Raw genomic sequence first — 16,835 nt, 5'->3', positions numbered from 1 at the left:
CACATGAACGACGACTACGACGACCTCTACGACCTCCTCGTCGTGGGCTCGGCCAACGCCGATCTGGTGGTGGGCGTCGAGCGCCGCCCCGCCGCGGGCGAGACGGTCCTCGGCTCCGACCTGGCCGTCCACCCCGGCGGCAAGGGCGGCAACCAGGCCGTCGCCGCGGCCCGGCTCGGCGCCCGCACCGCGCTGCTCGCGCGGGTCGGCGACGACGCCCACGGGACGCTGCTCCTGGACGCGCAGCGCGCGGCGGGCGTGGACACGGTGGGGCTGCTCGTGGGCGGCGCGCCCACCGGCGTCGCGCTGATCACGGTCGACCCTTCGGGCGACAACAGCATCGTGGTCTCGCCCGGCGCCAACGCCCGGCTCACCCCCGAGGACATCCGCGCGGCGGGCAGCCTGCTCTCCTCGGCCCGGGTGGTCTCCGCCCAGCTGGAGATCCCCCTGGACACGGTCGCCGAGGTGGTCGGGGCGCTGCGCGAGGACACCCGCTTCGTCCTGAACCCCTCCCCGCCCGCTCCGCTGCCCGCCGAAGTCCTGGCCGCCTGTGACCCGTTGGTGGTCAACGAGCACGAGGCGCGGGTCGTCCTCGGCGAGGCGGCGGGCGAGACGCCGGAGGAGTGGGCGCGGGGTCTGCTCGCGCTCGGCCCCCGCTCGGTGGTGATCACCCTCGGCGCCGAGGGCGCGCTGACGGCGGACGGGCGCACGGACTCCGTCGTACGGGTCCCGAGCCCGAAGGTCGACGCGGTCGACACGACGGGGGCGGGTGACGCGTTCACGGCGGCGCTCGGCTGGCGCCTCGGCCTCGGCGAGGAGCTGGCGACGGCGGCGGCGTACGCGGTACGGGTGGGCGCGGCGGCCGTCACCCGGCAGGGCGCGCAGAGCTCCTACCCCACGGCCTCGGAACTCCCCCCGGCCCCCGCGGAGGTCCCGTCCCCGTGAAGAAGTCCGGCATCCTGAACCGCCATCTCGCGGGCGCGCTCGCCGAGTTGGGGCACGGCGACACGGTCCTGGTGTGCGACGCGGGCATGCCGATCCCGGCGGGCCCTCGCGTGGTGGACCTGGCGTTCCGCGCCGGGGTCCCCGCCTTCGCGGAGGTGCTGGACGGGCTGCTCGCCGAACTGGTGGTGGCGGGCGGGACCGGGGCGCGGGAGGCGCTCGACGCGAATCCGGCCGTGGCGCGGCTGCTCGCGGAGCGCGTCCCCGAGCTCGACCTGGTCGCGCACGAGGAGCTCAAGCGCCGCTCGGCGAGGGCCCGTCTGGTCGTCCGCACCGGTGAGGCGCGTCCGTACGCGAACGTGCTGCTGCGCTGCGGGGTGTTCTTCTGAGCGTGCCGCCCGCGTTCGCTATCCGGTGACGTCCGGTATCCGGACACGGCGGCCCGCTCCATGACCGGATTCCGCCCTTGACTGCGGGTCAACGCACCCCGAACATCAGGCAACGCACAGCTCCACAGCGCCCTGCGGCACCCGCGTCGCAGGGCGCCTCGTACGTTCCGTCCCTGTTGCTGTTCGGAATACGGAGCCCCACATGAGACTCGCCAGACCCGCTCTCCCCCGCCTCCTCAGACGTACCACCGCAGGTGTCGCCACGCTCGCCGCGGCGGGGCTGCTCGCCACCGCCGCGCCCGGTGCCCTCGCCGCGCCGTCGCCGACGCTCGCGGCGCCGGACATCCCGCTCGCCAACGTCAAGGCGCACCTGTCGCAGTTCCAGTCCATAGCCCAGGCCAACGGCGGCAACCGCGCGCACGGCAGGCCCGGTTACAAGGCGTCCATCGACTATGTGAAGGGCAAGCTGGACGCGGCCGGATTCACCACCAGCGTCCAGCAGTTCACCTCCAGCGGCGCCACGGGCTACAACCTCGTCGCCGACTGGCCCGGCGGGGACCCGAACAAGGTCCTGATGGCCGGTGCGCACCTCGACAGCGTCTCGGCGGGCGCCGGTGTGAACGACAACGGCTCGGGCTCCGCCGGTGTCCTGGAGACCGCGCTCGCCGTCTCGCGCGCGCAGCTCAAGCCGACGAAGCACCTGCGGTTCGCCTGGTGGGGCGCCGAGGAGCTGGGCATGGTCGGCTCGCGCTACTACGTCAACAACCTGCCCAGCACGGAGCGTTCGAAGGTCAGCGGCTATCTGAACTTCGACATGATCGCCTCGCCCAACCCCGGTTACTTCGTCTACGACGACGATCCCACCATCGAGAAGACGTTCAAGGACTACTACGCGGGCCTGAACGTCCCCACCGAGATCGAGACCGAGGGCGACGGCCGCTCCGACCACGCCCCGTTCAAGAACGTCGGCATCCCGGTCGGCGGTCTGTTCAGCGGCGCCGAGCGCGCCAAGTCCAGCGCCCAGGCCCAGAAGTGGGGCGGCTCGGCGGGCCAGGCGTTCGACCGCTGCTACCACTCGTCCTGCGACAGCGCGTCGAACATCAACGACACGGCGCTCGACCGCAACAGCGACGCCATCGCCCACGCCATCTGGGCCCTCGGCACGGACACCACCGTGCCGCCCGGCGACAGCTACGAGAACACCACCGACGTCGCCATCCCGGACAACGGCGCGGCCGTGACCTCGACGGTCAACGTGACGGGCCGCACCGGCAACGCCCCCGCCACCCTCAAGGTCGACGTCGACATCCGGCACACCTGGCGCGGCGACGTGGTCGTCGACCTGCTCGCGCCCGACGGCACGGCGTACCGCCTGAAGAACTCCAGCGGCAACGACTCGGCGGACAACGTCATCGCGACGTACACGGTCGACGCGTCCAGCGAGGTCGCGAACGGCGCGTGGAAGCTGCGCGTCCAGGACGTGGCGGCGCAGGACACCGGCTACATCAACAGCTGGAAGCTCACCTTCTAGCGCTCACCTTCTGGCGCTCACCTCACAGCGCTCCCGGTGCCGTGGTCGGTGACCTCCGACCACGGCACGCGGCGGCGGCTCAGGCGGCCCCGTCCTTCGGCGCCTTCTTGCCGCTGAACTTCGTCGTCTTCTCCAGGACGTCGGGCGCGTAGAGCCGCAGCCCCTGGTGGAGGGCGAACTCCGCCAGGTAGCCGCGCAGTACGGCCGGTGGCTCCTCCGCGAGGTTGAGCATCATGCGGTTCGCGACGACCGCGGGCGCCGACAGCTCCTCCACGGCGGCCTCCACCGCCGCGTCGATGTCCGCGGGCGCGACGACCTCGTCGCAGATCAGCCTGGCCTCCGGCTCGGTGGTGCGGATGCGCCGCCCGGAGAGGATGACCTGCCGCGCCAGGCGGTTGCCCGCGATGCGGGGCAGCCGCAGGTTGGCCACACCGGGGATGATGCCCTCCTGCGCGGCGGGCAGGCTGAGGTAGGCGTCGTCCGCGGCGATCACGCGGTCGAAGGCGAAGAGGAGCTGCATGCCGCCGCCGATGGCGAAGGTGTCGACGGCCGCGATCCACGGCTTCTGCACGGTGCGCGTCGCCCAGTGCGGCCGGGGTACGGGGAGCGGTTCGCCGAACCCGTCGGTGACCGGCTCCCCGTTCCCGTCCGTCAGGAGCAGCCCGCGCTGGAGCTTGCTGATGTAGCCGAGCTCGCGGCGCAGCAGGAAGTCCGTGTAGGAGATCCGGCCCGCGTCGAGGTGGCGCAGGTTGATGCCCGCGCTGAAGACGCGGCGGCCCCGGTAGCGCGGATGCGTCATCTCCCCGCCGCGCAGCACCCCTACCGTGCTGAGGTCGTCGAGGAGCGCCAGGTCGACGCCCACGTCCATGGCGGCGATCAGTTCGTTGTCCTCGGCGTTGAGCGCCGCCGGGCTCGTCACCGTGAGGTGGGTGGCGCGGCCGACGCGGTCCACGCGCAGCGGTCCGAGGTCGACGCTGCCGCGCGCGGTGTACTCGGGGAGCAGCGCGAGCGCCCGGTCCGTGGGGCGCAGCAGCGACTCCATGAGGTGGGTCCCCGCCCGCTCCTGGCGCAGCACCCCGGCGAAGAAGACGGCCTGGTCGATCTCCCGGCCCTCTTTGTCGGCCTGCGCGAGGGCGGACTCGGCCGCCATCTGTTCGCGGGTCGGTACGAGCCCTTCGAGGAACTCGGCGGCGGCGAAGACGAGTTCGTCCAGCCAGCGGTACCGGGTGCGGTCGCCGGTCAGCGCGTCGTACACGGCCTGGCCGTGCTCGGCCATGAACGCGACGCGCGCCCGCCGCGCGTCGGCCACGGCGTCGTCGACCCGCGCCTGCTGCGCGTCGGTGCGCTCGGCCTTGGCGGGCACCTGGGCCAGGACCTCCTCGGCGCGCGCGGCCACCGCGCGGGGGCCCTGCCAGGCCGCGGTCAGTTCGGCGGTCATCGCTCGCCCCGTGTTCCCGTGGGGGCCTCGGTGTCCGTGGATGCCTCGGTCCCGGTGGCGCGCAGCGCCCTGTCGCACGCCGCGAGATGCGTGCCGAGTGCGTCCTCGAAGGAGGTGCCGGGCGCGTCCATGATCAGGCCGCGCAGCAGCCGGACGTCACCGCGCGCGGGACGGTCCGCGAGCGCCGTGGCCAGCCGGTCGTCGAGCGCGCCCGTCGTCCCGTCCGCTATCTCGTCGACGACGCCCAGCTCCCGCGCCTGCTCCGCGTCGAGCGCCCCGGCCCCCGCCATGCACAGGGCGAGCCTGCGGGCCCCCGAAACGCCGACGCGGTGCGTGAGCCGGTGCAGGGCCATGCCCGGCCAGAAGCCGCCGGACGCGGAGGGCAGGGTGACGCGCAGGTCGGGCGCGGCGATCCGTACGTCCGCGGCGAGGAGCAGGTCGAAAGCGGGGCCGCCGCAGGTGCCGGAGGCGGCGACCAGCGTGACGGCGTCCAGGCGCTCCCACTGGCGCAGGGCGCGCTCCCACTTGTTGACCGTGTGGACGTCGACGGGGCCCGGCCACTCCGCGTGGCCCGCGCCGTCCGCGTGCCCCGCGTCGAGCTCGATCACCGCCGCCGTGGCCCGCTCGTCCTCGGCCTGCTCACGGAACGCGGTGAGCGTCTTGGTCAGCTGTGCCATCCCCTGGGAGGCGTCGAGCCGCATGCGCAACATCGTCACTGTCTTTCACATCCATCCATGTCACCACCGCACGAGCGCGGTTTCGATGGTCGAGCCCGGGCCCATGGTCATCAGGACGCCGTGGTCGCCGGGGCGCACCACGCCTTCGTCCAGGAGCCGTCGATAGGAGAAGAGGAAGGAACCGCTGGAGAGGTTGCCGTGGTCGCGCAGCACGCTCACCGTGTGCCGCAGGTCGTGCCGCGTCAGGCCGAGGTTGACCATGACGGAGTCGATGACCTTCTTCCCGCCGGAGTGCACGATCCACTGCGCGATGTCGGTGCGGCGGACTCCGGTACCGGCGAGCAGGCCGTCCACGACCTGCTCGGCGTGGGCGCCGACGACGTAGGGGACGTCACGGTCGAGGAAGAAGCTGAACTTGCCCTGCGCGTCGTCCCAGTCGTACCGCATCGCGTCGAGGGCCTCGGGGATCAGCAGCGAGGAGAACTTCAGGATCTGCGGACCCGCACCGCCCGCACCGCCCGCGCCCGGCTCGTCCGCCCGCACCGCCACCGCCGCCGCGCCGTCGCCGAACAGGCTGTTCACGACGGCGCTGCGCATCGTGTCGTCGAAGACGTACGCGGCCGAGCACGCCTCGACGCACAGCATGATGGCGAGCTGCCCCGGGTGCGCGCCGGCCCACCCCGCCACGCCGGTCAGGGCGTTGAGGCCCGCGTTGCAGCCCATGCCGACGATGTCGGCGCGGGAGCAGGTGCGCGGCAGGCCCATCTCGCGGATGACGCGCGCGGAGAAGCCGGGGGTGAGGAATCCGGTGCTGGTCACGCACATCAGATAGCCGATGTCGTCGACGGAGGCGCCGAGCTTCTTCAGGCAGTTCTCCAGGGCCTCGACCCCCATGGATATGCCGGATTCGCGGTGCTTGGCGAGGAGTTCGCCCTGCGTCTCCACGCGCGGCCCGCCGGTCGCGGGGTCGGCGGGCGGAATCGTCAGGTTGCGGCGTTCTATCGCGCTGTTGGTGAAGAGCGACCGGATGCGGGGGTCCGTGATGCCGTAGAGGTCCAGGACGTCGGTCTGGGAGTAGGAGTGGGGTGGCGTGGCGGTCGCCACGTCGAGGATGCGGGCCCTCGCTCCGGCCAGCAGACCCGTGGGGGCCGTGCCGGGAGGAGCCGTGCCTGGGAGAGTCGTGGCGTTCATCGCGCACCCACCGCGTCGGGCAGCACCTTGTTGTTCCGTCCCTTCGTCCGGAGGTGGTGCGAGACCCTCGCCGCGATGTCGCGCAGCGGCTCGGGCTGCATCATCTCCTTGTGCGTACAGTCGATTCGATACGTGACCGTCCGCCCGTCCACATGGGAGGCGAAGGCCCGCGCCGGTGAGGGTGTGACGGCGTCGGCATCGTCGTCACGCGGTTCGAAGAACAGTACGTCCCCGCGGAAGACGTCCGGGCGGTGACTTCGCGCGAGCCGCTCGCCCGCCAGCGTCAGTTCGACCATCGCCCGCGCGGTGCTCTCCTCCATCCCGGCGAACTCGGGGTCGTTGCGCAGCAGGAAACGGGCCGCTTCGGCGACACCGAGGGCGGCTGCCGCGCCCTCGCCGGTGTCGACGTCGTGGCCGAGCTCGCGCAAACCTTCGCGGAGGGCATCGACACTGCCCTTCGTCCCCTTCGGAACTCTGCCCGAACTGTCGGCCGCTTCTGCCCCCTCGGTCCCGGAAACCGTGCCTCCCGAGGCGAGTCTGGCGTCCAGGAGCGCAAGCAGCTCGACCTCCTCGCCCTCCGCCTGGAGCCGGGTGGCGACCGCGTGGGCGAGCGTGCCGCCCATGGACCAGCCGAGCAGCCGGTACGGTCCGCTCTTCCTGACCTCGCGGATCCGTGCGGCGTAGTCGCGCGCCATGTCCGCGAGCGAGGCGGGTGCCTCGCCGCCCTCGGACAGGAGGCGCGCCTGAAGGCCGTAGACGGGCACGTCGGGCGCGATGTGCCGCAGCAGGCCCGCGTAGCACCAGCTGAGCCCCGCGCCCGGGTGCACGCAGAACAGCGGAGCCTCGCCGTCCCGCCCCGGCTCCGGGTCCACCTCGCGCAGGGGAAGCAGCACGTCGAGCGCGCCGCGCGACGGCGGACTGCCCGCGAGCCGCCGGGCGAGCGCCTCGACCGTGGGCGCCTCGAACAGCGTGCGCACGCCCGCTTCGGCGCCCAGTACGGACCGGATCCTGCTGACCAGGCGCGCGGCGAGCAAGGAGTGCCCGCCGAGGTCGAAGAAGCTGTCGTCGATCGTGACGGCGGGCAGGCCGAGGATCTCGGCGAAGAGTCCGCACAGGGCCTGTTCGCGGGCGGTGCGCGGCTCGCGGCCCCGCGAGGACGCGGTGAGGTCGGGCGCGGGCAGCCGCCGCCGGTCGATCTTCCCCCCGTCCGTACGGGGCAGTTCGGCGAGGACGACGACGGCGCCGGGCACCATGTGCTCGGGCAGCGCGGCCCGCGCGTGGTCCCTGAGCGCGGCGGGCTCGCACACCGCGCCGGGCCCGGGCACGACGTACCCGACGAGCAGCGCGTCGCCCTCCGGCCCGTCAGCGCGCACGATCACACTGGCCTGTGCCACGTCGGGGTGCCCGAGCAGCGCCGCCTCGACCTCACCGGGCTCGATCCGGAAGCCGCGCACCTTGACCTGGTCGTCCACGCGTCCCACGAACTCGATGCGGCCGTCGGGCAGCCTGCGCGCCAGATCGCCCGTCCGGTACATGCGTTCGCCAAAGGCGCCGTACGAAACGGCGTGCGGATCCGGCACGAACCGCTCGGCCGTGAGTCCGGGACGGCGTGCGTAGCCGCGCGCCAACTGCGCGCCCGCCACGTACAGCTCCCCCACCACACCGGGCGGCACGAGGCCGAGCCGCCGGTCGAGGACGTACACGCGCGTGCCCGCCACCGGAGCCCCGATCGGCACGGGCCCGCCGTCCTGCGGGCCGTCGGCGCGGCAGTCGCCGGTGACCACGTCCACCGACGCCTCGGCGGGCCCGTAGCAGTTGGTCAGGGAGGCGTCGAGCGTGGCGGCGAACGCGGTGACCGTCCGGCGCGGGAGGGCCTCGCCGCCGCTCAGGACGCGGCGCAGCGCGTGGCACTCGGCCGCCTCGGGGGTGTCGAGGAACGCCTGGAGCATCGACGGCACGAAGGTCGCCGTGGTCACCCGCAGATCGCGGACGAGCCGCGCGAGGTAGGCCGGGTCGCGGTGTCCCTCGGGCCGCGCCACCACCAGTGCGGCGCCGTCGATCAGCGGCCCGAGGAGCTCGGGCACGAACGCGTCGAAGCTCGCCGGTGTCTTGAGGAGGGCACGGTCATCACCGGTCAGCGGGGAGCGTTCACGCATCCACCGGAGCCGGCCCGCGATGCCGCGCTGCGGGACGACGACGCCCTTGGGACGGCCGGTGGATCCCGACGTGAAGATGACGTACGCCGGGTGGTCCTGCCGCAGCGGGCGGACGCGGTCCGCGTCGATGGGGTCGCCCGGGTCGCCGTCGTCCGGACCCGCGTCATCTCCCGTCGGCCCGTCGCGCGTGATCGCGTCCACGTCGATGCGCGGCAGGCCGGTGTCCGGCACGGGCCCCGCCACCGACGACCGGGTCAGCACGCAGGACGGCCGGGCGTCGTCGAACATGAACCGCACCCGTTCCGCGGGCAGATGAGGCTCCACGGGCAGGAACGCGGCGCCCGCCTTCAGCACCGCGAGCACAGCCGCGACGAGCCCCGCCGAGCGCTCCATGACGACGGCGACGACGTCCTCGGGCCCCACGCCCCCGTCGATGAGGCGGTGCGCGACGCGGTTGGCGTCGGCGTTGAGCCGCGCGTACGTCAGGCTTGTGTCCTCGCAGATGACGGCGGTCGCCTCCGGGGTCAGCGCGGCCTGCGCCTCGAAGAGCGCGGCGACACCCTCCTCGTGGCCGCGCGCGCTCGCGAGGGAGCCGCCGTCGCCCTGGGCCGTGAGACGGGCGCGTTCGTCCGCCGTGAGCAGGTCCACGTCCGCCACGCGCACGGCGGGGTCACGGGTGACCGCGTCGAGCAGCCGCACGAAGCGGTCCGCGGTCGCCTGGGCCGTGGCCCGGTCGAACAGGTCGGTGGCGTAGGTGAGGCCGCCCTCGACGCCCGCCGGGCTTCCGTCGGCGCCGAACCGTTCCGTGAGGTCGAAGGAGAGGTCGAACTTGGCCGCCGTCGCCCCCGGCTCCACCGGGTCGACGCGCAGGCCCGGCAGCTCCAACGGTTCGCGGGCGGCGTTCTGCAGGGTGAGCATGACCTGGAACAGCGGATGCCTGGCGAGCGTCCGCGCGGGGTTGAGCGCCTCGACCAGCTGCTCGAACGGCACGTCCTGGTGGGCGAACGCGGCCAGGTCGGTCGCCCGCACCCGGGCCACGAGATCGCGGAACTCCGGGTCCCCGGACACGTCCGCCCGCAGCACCAGCGTGTTCACGAAGAACCCGACCAGATCGTCCATGCCCTCGTCCACGCGCCCCGCGACCGCCGTGCCGATGGGCACGTCGGCACCGGCACCGAGTCGCGCGAGCAGCGCCGCGAGACCGGCGCGCACCACCATGAACACGCTCGCTCCGGTGTCCCGCGCGACCTGCGCGAGCCGGGCGTGCGTATCGACGGAGAGGCGCAGCGGGACCGTGCCGCCCCGGCCGCTCATCCCGGCGGGCCGCGCCCGGTCGAGCGGCAGCGCCAACTCCTCGGGAAGATCGCGCAACTCCTCTTTCCAGTACGCGAGTTGCTCGGAGAGCAGGCTCTGCGGGTCGCTCTCGTCACCGAGCAGCTCCCGCTGCCACAGCGCGTAGTCCGCGTACTGCACCGGGAGCGGCTCCCACCGCGGGGCGCGACCGTCGTGCCGTGCCGCGTACGCCGTGCCGAGGTCGCGTGCCAGCGGCCCCACCGACCAGCCGTCACCGGCGATGTGGTGCACCACGAGCAGCAGCACACTCTCGCGCGGCGCGACCCTGAACAGCCATGCCCTCAAAGGGATTTCGGAGCTGAGGTCGAAAGGGAGATCGGCGCGGGCGGACAGTTCGCGGCGCAGGTCGTCCGGGGCCACCGGCACCACCGCGAGCAGGTCGCCCACCTCGTCGGCCGCGCATACCCGCTGGTGGGGCACGCCGTCGGCCGACGCGGGGAAGACCGTCCGCAGGCTCTCATGCCGGGCGACCACGTCCCGCAGCGCCACCGAGAGGGCCGTGGCGTCCACGTCACCGGTCAGCCGCAGGGCCATCGGGATGTTGTACGTCGCCGAGGGTCCCGCCAACTCGCCGATGAACCACAGCCGTTGCTGGGCGTACGAGAGCGGAAGCCGGTCCGGCCGGGCCCGGGTGCCGAGCGCCGGGCGCACCGCGTCGCCGCCCTGGAGCCGCCGGGCCAGCGCGGCGACGGTGGGGTGGTCGAAGAGCGCGTGGACGCGCAGCTCGACGTCGAGCGTGGAGCGCACCCGGCTGACCAGGCGGGTGGCGAGCAGCGAGTGGCCGCCCAGCTGGAAGAAGTCGTCGTCGACGGTGACCGAGGGCACGCCCAGGACGTCGGCGAAGATCTCGCAGAGCGCCTTCTCGTGCGGCGTGCGCGGCGCACGGCCCGTCGCCGCGCGCGTCAACTCCGGTGCGGGCAGGGCGTTCCTGTCGAGCTTGCCGGTCACGGTGAGCGGCAGCGCGTCGAGGGCGACGACGGCCGAAGGGAGCATGTAGTCGGGCAGTAGTCCGCCGGTCAGCACGGCGGGATCCGCGTCCTCGACACTCTCCTTCGGCACGCCGGGGGCGGGCACGGCGTAGCCGACGAGCCGCCGGTCGCCGGGCCTGTCCTCGCGGACGACGGCCGCCGCCTGCGCGATGCCGGGGTGGGCGAGGAGCGCCGTCTCGACCTCGCCGAGCTCGACGCGGAAGCCGCGCACCTTCACCTGGGTGTCGACGCGCCCGACGAAGTCGAGGCGCCCGTCGGCCGTCCAGCGCGCCACGTCGCCCGTGCGGTACATGCGTTCACCTGGAGCGCCGTACGAGGCGGCGTACGGATCCGCGACGAAGCGCTCCGCCGTGAGCGCGGGGCGCCGCGTGTAGCCGCGCGCCAGGCCCGCGCCCGCGATGTACAGCTCCCCCACCGCGCCCGGCGGCACCAGGCCGAGGCCCGCGTCGAGCACATAGGCGCGGGTGCCGTCCATCGGCCTGCCGATGGGCGGCGAGACCACCGCGAGGTCGGCCTCCTCGACGGCGTCGCAGGTGGCGAAGGTCGTCGTCTCCGTGGGCCCGTAGACGTCGATCACGCGGGTGTTCCGGCAGGCCCGCAGGACACGCCCGACGACCACCGAGGGAACCAGCTCGCCGCCCGTCCACACCTCGCGCAGTCCGGCGAAGCAGCCGGGCGCCTCCTCGGCGAGGACGCGGAAGAGCCCGATGGTGAGGAAGAGCGCCGTGACGCCCCGTTCCCCCGTGGCCCGTTCCAGACCGGCCGGGTTCAGCTCACCGGGCGGGGCCACCACGACGGTGCCGCCGCCGAGCAGTGGCGCCCAGATCTCGTACGTGGACGCGTCGAAGACGTGCGCCGAGTGGAACAGCACACGCCGGTGCGCGTCCGCGCCGAACCGCCGGTCGGCGGCCAGGCCCAGGACGCCCCGGTGGGTGACGGCGACACCCTTGGGCCGCCCGGTCGAGCCGGAGGTGTACATCACGTACATCAGCCCGTCGGGGCCGACGCCGACGCCGTCACTGCCGTGCGCCGAGCCCGGCGGGACGCGCCGGTCCGCTTCCTCGTCGGTGCGGATGTGCACCAACCCCTCGTCGGCGGCGGGCAGTTCCTGTACGGAACCGTCCGTGACGAGCACGGTCGCCCCCGTGTCCCGGAGGATGAAGTCGAGCCGCGAGCGCGGCCATCTGCCGTCGAGCGGCACATAGGCGCCACCGGCCTTCACGATCCCGAGCAGCGCGACGATCAGGTCCGCCGAGCGTTCCATGAGGACGGCCACCGGCCGCTCGGCCCGCACGCCCGCAGCGGCCAGGCGCCGCGCGAACCGCTCGGCTCGGGCGTCGAGTTCGGCGTACGTCAGCTCGGTGCCGTCGGCGTCGACGACCGCCGTCGCGCCGGGGGCGGCGCGGACCCGCCGCGCGAAGAGGTGGGCCACGTCGGTGGCGGGGAGGTCCTGACCGGCCCCTTCGGCGTCGGCGAGCAGCCGGGCACGCTCGTCGCGCCCCAGGATGTCGAGGGCACCGAGCCGCAGCTCCGGAGTGCGCACGGCGGCTTCGACGAGGCGGCGCAGGCGGTCGGCGAGGCGGTCGGCGGTGGCGTGGTCGAAGAGGTCGGCGGCGTAGCCGAGGCTGCCGTCGAGTCCGGCGGGGGTGCCGTCGGCGGTGAATTGTTCGGTGAGGTCGAAGGTGAGGTCGAACTTGGCCGCGTCCTGCGCGGGCGCGACGTGCTCCACGGCCACCCCCGGCAGGCGCAACTCCGGCTGCCCCACGCCGTGTTGGAAGCCGAGCATGACCTGGAAGAGCGGGTGGCGCGCGGCGGTCCGCGTCGGGTTGAGGGTCTCCACCAACTGCTCGAAGGGCACGTCCTGATGCGCGAACGCCGCCAGGTCGGCGGCCCGCACCCGCCCCACCAGCTCCCTGAAGCCCGGGTCACCCGACACGTCGGTGCGCAGCACCAGCGTGTTCACGAAGAACCCGACGATGCCCTCGAGGCCGTCGTCCGTGCGCCCCGCCACCGCCGCGCCCAGCGGCACGTCGGTCCCGGCGCCGAGTCGCGCGAGGAGCGCCGCGACGGCCGCCTGCACGGTCATGAAGACGCTCGCGCCCGCGTCCCGCGCGATCTCCGCGAGCCGTGCGTGCGTCGCGGCGGACAGCCTCAGCGGGACCGCGCCGCCGCGCCCGCTCGCCACGGCGGGCCGTGGCCTGTCGGACGGCAGCGCGATCTCCTCGGGGATGTCGCCCAACTCACCGCGCCAGAAGTCGAGTTGGCGTGCGGCCAGGCTGCCCGGGTCGTCCTCGTCGCCGAGCAGCTCCCGCTGCCACAGCGCGTAGTCCGCGTACTGCACCGGCAGGGGCTCCCAGTCCGGGGCGTGCCCGTCGCGCCGCGCCTCGTACGCCGTACCGAGATCGCGCAGCAGCGTGCCCATCGACCAGCCGTCGGCCGCGATGTGGTGCACCACCAGGGCGAGGACGTGCTCGTCCGTGCCGGTACGGCACAGCCAGGCGCGCAGCGGCGCCTCCGCCGACAGGTCGAACTCGTACCCGGCCGCTCGGGCCCACACGTCGTCAGGGCCGTCGTCGTCAGGCGTGTCCGACGCGAGCAGCTCGCCCACCTCGGTCATGTCGAGCACCCGTTGGAAGGGCTCGTCCCCGGCGCGTGCGACGACCGTCCGCAGGCTCTCGTGCCGGGCGGCGACGTCCCGCAGCGCCGCCGCGACGGCGGCCCTGTCGACCGGGCCCGTCAGCCGGGCGGTCACCGGGATGTTGTACGTGGCGGACCGGCCCGCCAGCTCGCCGACGAACCACAGGCGCCGCTGGGCCGAGGAGAGCGGGAGCCGCTCGGGCCGCGGGGTCACCGCGCGTACGGCCGGGCGTGCCGGACCGCCGTCGTCCGGGCGGTCGCGGAGTTCGCGGGCCAGCTCCGCCACGGTCTGCGCCGCGAACAGCTGGGCGATGCCCAGCTCCACGCCGAGTGCGGACCGGATCCGGCCGACCAGCCGGGTCGCGAGCAGCGAGTGGCCGCCCAGCGCGAAGAAGTTGTCGTCGACCGTCACCTCGGGCAGGCCGAGGACCTCGGCGAACAGGGCGCACAGGGCGTGTTCGCGCGGGGTGCGCGGGGCGCGGCCTCCGCCGCCCGCCACGGGATCGGGGTCGGGGAGCGCCGCCCGGTCGAGCTTGCCGTTCGCGGTGAGGGGCAGTGCGTCGAGCCGTACGACGGCGGACGGGACCGCGTGGTCGGGCAGGACGGCGCGGACGTAGCGGTGGACGGCCTCGGTGTCGAGCGCCACCGGAGCGCCGCCGCCGTCACGCCCGGCCCTTCCCTCCCCCTCGCCCTCACTCTCGCCCTCGCCTTCGCGCGCCGGAACCACATACCCGATCAGGCGCTTGTCCCCGGAGGCGTCCGCCTTGGTGGCGGCGACCGCGCGGGCGACGGCGGGGTGGCCGAGCAGCGCGGTCTCGACCTCGCCCAGTTCGACGCGGAAGCCGCGCACCTTGACCTGGTCGTCGACGCGCCCCGCGAACTCCAGCTGTCCGTCGGGCAGTCGGCGCGCCAGGTCGCCCGTGCGGTACATGCGCTCCCCCGGCACTCCGTACGCGGCGGCGTACGGATCCGCCACGAAGCGCTCCGCCGTCAGTCCCGGCCGGTTCGCGTAGCCACGGGCGAGCCCCGGGCCCGCCAGATGGAGTTCGCCGACCACGCCGGGCGGGACGAGCGCGAGGCGCCGGTCGAGGACGTAGGCGCGCATGTCGTCCATCGGGCGGCCGATCGGCACCGTGTTCGGGACGTCGTCCGGGTCCGAGTCCGCGGCGAAGGTGCTGAGGGTCGTGAAGGCGGTGGTCTCCGTGGGCCCGTACGCGGCCGTGACCACGGTGCCGGGGCAGGCGCGCAGCACCTCGCGGACCCCCGCGGCGGAGACGACGTCGCCGCCGGTCGTCACCTCCCGCAGGCCCTTGAAGATCGCCGGGTCGTCCTCGGCCCAGACGCGGAAGAGGCCCGCGGTCACATGGACGTGGGTGAGTCCGTGCCGGGCGGCGTGCTCGGCGACCGCGCCGCCGTCCAGCGGGCCCGGCGGCGCGACGACCACGCGGCCGCCGTGCGCGAGCGTCACCCACAGCTCGTACGTGGAGGCGTCGAAGGCGTGGTTGGCGTGGAACAGGACCCCGTCCAGGCCGCCCTCCGCCAGCCAGCGCCGGTGCGAGGCGAACGCCGCGACGGCCGCGTGCGGTGTGACCACGCCCTTGGGGCGGCCGGTCGAGCCGGACGTGTACATCACGTAGAGGGTGGTGCCGGGGTGGATGTCGGCGGGCGGCGGAGCCTGTCCGGCGGCGGGCTCCTCGTGGGGCGCGGTGACGTCCAGCACGGGGACGTCCAGGTCGGCCGGGAGACCGGTGACGTCGTCGGTGAGCAGCAGCGCGGCACGCGTGTCGGTGAGGATGAAGCGGGTCCGCGCGGCGGGCGTGGCGCGTTCGAGGGGGACGTAGCCCGCGCCGGTCTTGACGACCGCGAGGAGGGTCACGACGAGATCGGCGGAGCGGTCCATGCGGACGGCGACAAGCCGCTCGGGCCCCGCCCCGTGGGCGCGCAGACGGTCCGCGAGCCGGTCGGAGAGGGTGTCCAGGTCGCGGTAGGTGAGTGCGGTGTCGCCGTGGACGACGGCGGTCGCGTCGGGGTGGCGGGCCACGCGCCCGGCGAACAGGCGCGTCACCGTCGTCGGCCGTGCGGCGGGGTCGTGGTCGCCGCGCGCCTCGGTCAGGAGCCGGTCGCGCTCGGCCGGGTCGAGCAGGTCGAGGGCGGAGACCGGCTGCTCCGGATGCCGTACGGCGGCCGCGAGCAGGCGCACACAGCGTGCGGCGACGGACCGGGCGGTGTCGGCGGTGAACAGGTCGGTGGCGTAGCCGAGGGTGCCGGTGAGCCCGGCCGCCGCCCCGGTGCCGTCGTGCCGTTCGGTGAGGTCGAAGGAGAGGTCGAAGTGGGCGGTGGTGAGACCCAGCGGTACGGGCTCGGCGGCGAGGCCCCCCAGCGGCGGCAGCGTTCCGGTGAACTTCTCGAAGGCGAACATCACTTGGAACAGCGGGTGGCGGGCGAGCGACCGCGTCGGGTTCAGCGCCTCCACCAGGCGCTCGAACGGCACGTCCTGGTGCGCGAGCGCCGCCAGGTCCGCGTCCCGCACGCGCTCCACGAGCTCGGCGAACGAGGGGTCGCCGCTCGTGTCGGCGCGCAGCACCAGGGTGTTGACGAAGCAGCCCACCAGGTCGTGCAGCGCCTCGTCGGTGCGGCCCGCGACCGGGGTGCCGATGGGGATGTCGTCGCCCGCCCCGAGGCGCGAGAGGAGGGCCGCGAGCCCGGCGCGCAGCACCATGAAGACGCTGGCGCCGAGGTCCTGGGCGAGCGCGGCGACGCGGCCGTGCAGCTCGGGCCCGATCGTGAGGGGCACGGTGGCGCCCCGGCGGCTCGCGACGGGCGGCCGGGGCCTGTCGGTGGGCAGGGCCAGTTCCTCGGGCGCCCCGGCCAGGCGCTCGCGCCAGAAGGCGAGCTGGCGTGCGGCGAGGCTCTCCGGGTCGTCCTCGTCGCCGAGCAGCTCGCGCTGCCACAGGGTGTAGTCCGCGTACTGCACCGGCAGCGGTTCCCACTGCGGGGCGCGCCCGTCGAGCCGTGCCCCGTACGCGGTACCGAGATCGCGCAACAGGACGCCCAACGACCAGCCGTCGGCGGCGATGTGATGCACCACCAGGGTCAGTACGTGCTCGTCGGGCCCGGTACGGCACAGCCACGCGCGCAGCGGCACCTCCGCCGACAGGTCGAACTCGTAACCGACGAACTCAGCGAGCGAGGTGGCCAGTTCGGCGTCACCGAGGGTTCCGGCGCCCGTCAGGTCGGTGAGGAGTTCGCGCGCCTCGTCGACGTCGACGATCACCTGGCAGGGCTCGCCGCCGGTCCGCCCGATCACCGTGCGCAGGCTCTCGTGCCGCCCCACGACGTCCCGCAGCGCCGCCACGAGAGCCGCGCGGTCCACGGTGCCCGACAGGCGCAGGCCGAGCGGGATGTTGTACGTCGCCGAGCGGCCCTCCAGCTGCCCGGTGAGCCACAGCCTCCGCTGCGCGAACGAAAGGGGGATCACTCAGGTTCTCCTCGGTGGTGCGGCGGGGTGGGGCGGCGGCGGGCGGCCGGGGCC

General features: G+C 74.2%; 7 protein-coding genes. 3 read left to right on the top strand and 4 right to left on the bottom strand.

What is annotated here, in order from left to right; translation table 11 throughout:
• Positions 1-3 precede the first annotated feature (3 nt).
• The 3 genes from KY5_RS31880 to KY5_RS31870 all read left to right on the top strand — a co-directional run bounded on the left by KY5_RS31880 (position 4) and on the right by KY5_RS31870 (position 2,862).
• Positions 4-945 (top strand): ribokinase, encoded by a 942-nt coding sequence (locus tag KY5_RS31880; protein ID WP_098245452.1) that lies wholly within the window; start codon positions 4-6, stop codon positions 943-945.
• Positions 942-1,331, top strand: a complete 390-nt coding sequence (rbsD, locus tag KY5_RS31875) for a D-ribose pyranase (protein ID WP_098245451.1) — start codon at positions 942-944, stop codon at positions 1,329-1,331. Before KY5_RS31880 ends, rbsD begins: the two co-directional genes overlap by 4 nt.
• A gap of 202 nt (positions 1,332-1,533) precedes the next feature.
• A complete protein-coding gene (locus KY5_RS31870) occupies positions 1,534-2,862 on the top strand; it encodes a M28 family metallopeptidase (protein ID WP_098245450.1) in 1,329 nt (442 codons plus the stop codon).
• Positions 2,863-2,941: 79 nt separating this feature from the next.
• Here the strand turns inward: KY5_RS31870 and dpgC are convergent, their stop codons facing one another.
• From dpgC to KY5_RS31850, 4 genes are read right to left on the bottom strand one after another with little or no spacing between them, the layout of a single operon-like run.
• The gene (gene dpgC / locus KY5_RS31865; RefSeq protein WP_098245449.1) at positions 2,942-4,300 is read right to left on the bottom strand and encodes a (3,5-dihydroxyphenyl)acetyl-CoA 1,2-dioxygenase DpgC; all 1,359 of its coding nucleotides are present in this window, start codon (positions 4,298-4,300) and stop codon (positions 2,942-2,944) included.
• A complete protein-coding gene (gene dpgB / locus KY5_RS31860) occupies positions 4,297-5,001 on the bottom strand; it encodes an enoyl-CoA-hydratase DpgB (protein WP_159072638.1) in 705 nt (234 codons plus the stop codon). The genes dpgC and dpgB overlap by 4 nt, the downstream gene beginning before the upstream one ends.
• A 36-nt stretch (positions 5,002-5,037) precedes the next feature.
• On the bottom strand, positions 5,038-6,168 hold the full coding sequence (gene dpgA / locus KY5_RS31855) for a 3,5-dihydroxyphenylacetyl-CoA synthase DpgA (protein WP_098245447.1): 1,131 nt from the start codon (positions 6,166-6,168) through the stop codon (positions 5,038-5,040).
• Positions 6,165-16,781: a non-ribosomal peptide synthetase gene (locus KY5_RS31850; protein WP_098245446.1), complete on the bottom strand. Its 10,617-nt coding sequence runs from the start codon at positions 16,779-16,781 to the stop codon at positions 6,165-6,167. Before KY5_RS31850 ends, dpgA begins: the two co-directional genes overlap by 4 nt.
• Positions 16,782-16,835: the final 54 nt, after the last annotated feature.

The sequence above is a fragment of the Streptomyces formicae genome (genome assembly GCF_002556545.1).
In the GTDB taxonomy this organism is placed as follows: domain Bacteria; phylum Actinomycetota; class Actinomycetes; order Streptomycetales; family Streptomycetaceae; genus Streptomyces; species Streptomyces formicae_A.
This window is presented reverse-complemented; position numbering and strand designations above follow the sequence as displayed.

Excerpts from the sequence above, each read along its gene's own strand:
- dpgC (WP_098245449.1), bottom strand. The coding sequence starts at position 4,300 with ATGACCGCCGAACTGACCGCGGCCTGGCAGGGCCCCCGCGCGGTGGCC.
- dpgA (WP_098245447.1), bottom strand. The coding sequence starts at position 6,168 with ATGAACGCCACGACTCTCCCAGGCACGGCTCCTCCCGGCACGGCCCCC.
- KY5_RS31880 (WP_098245452.1), top strand. The coding sequence starts at position 4 with ATGAACGACGACTACGACGACCTCTACGACCTCCTCGTCGTGGGCTCG.
- dpgB (WP_159072638.1), bottom strand. The coding sequence starts at position 5,001 with ATGCGGCTCGACGCCTCCCAGGGGATGGCACAGCTGACCAAGACGCTC.
- KY5_RS31870 (WP_098245450.1), top strand. The coding sequence starts at position 1,534 with ATGAGACTCGCCAGACCCGCTCTCCCCCGCCTCCTCAGACGTACCACC.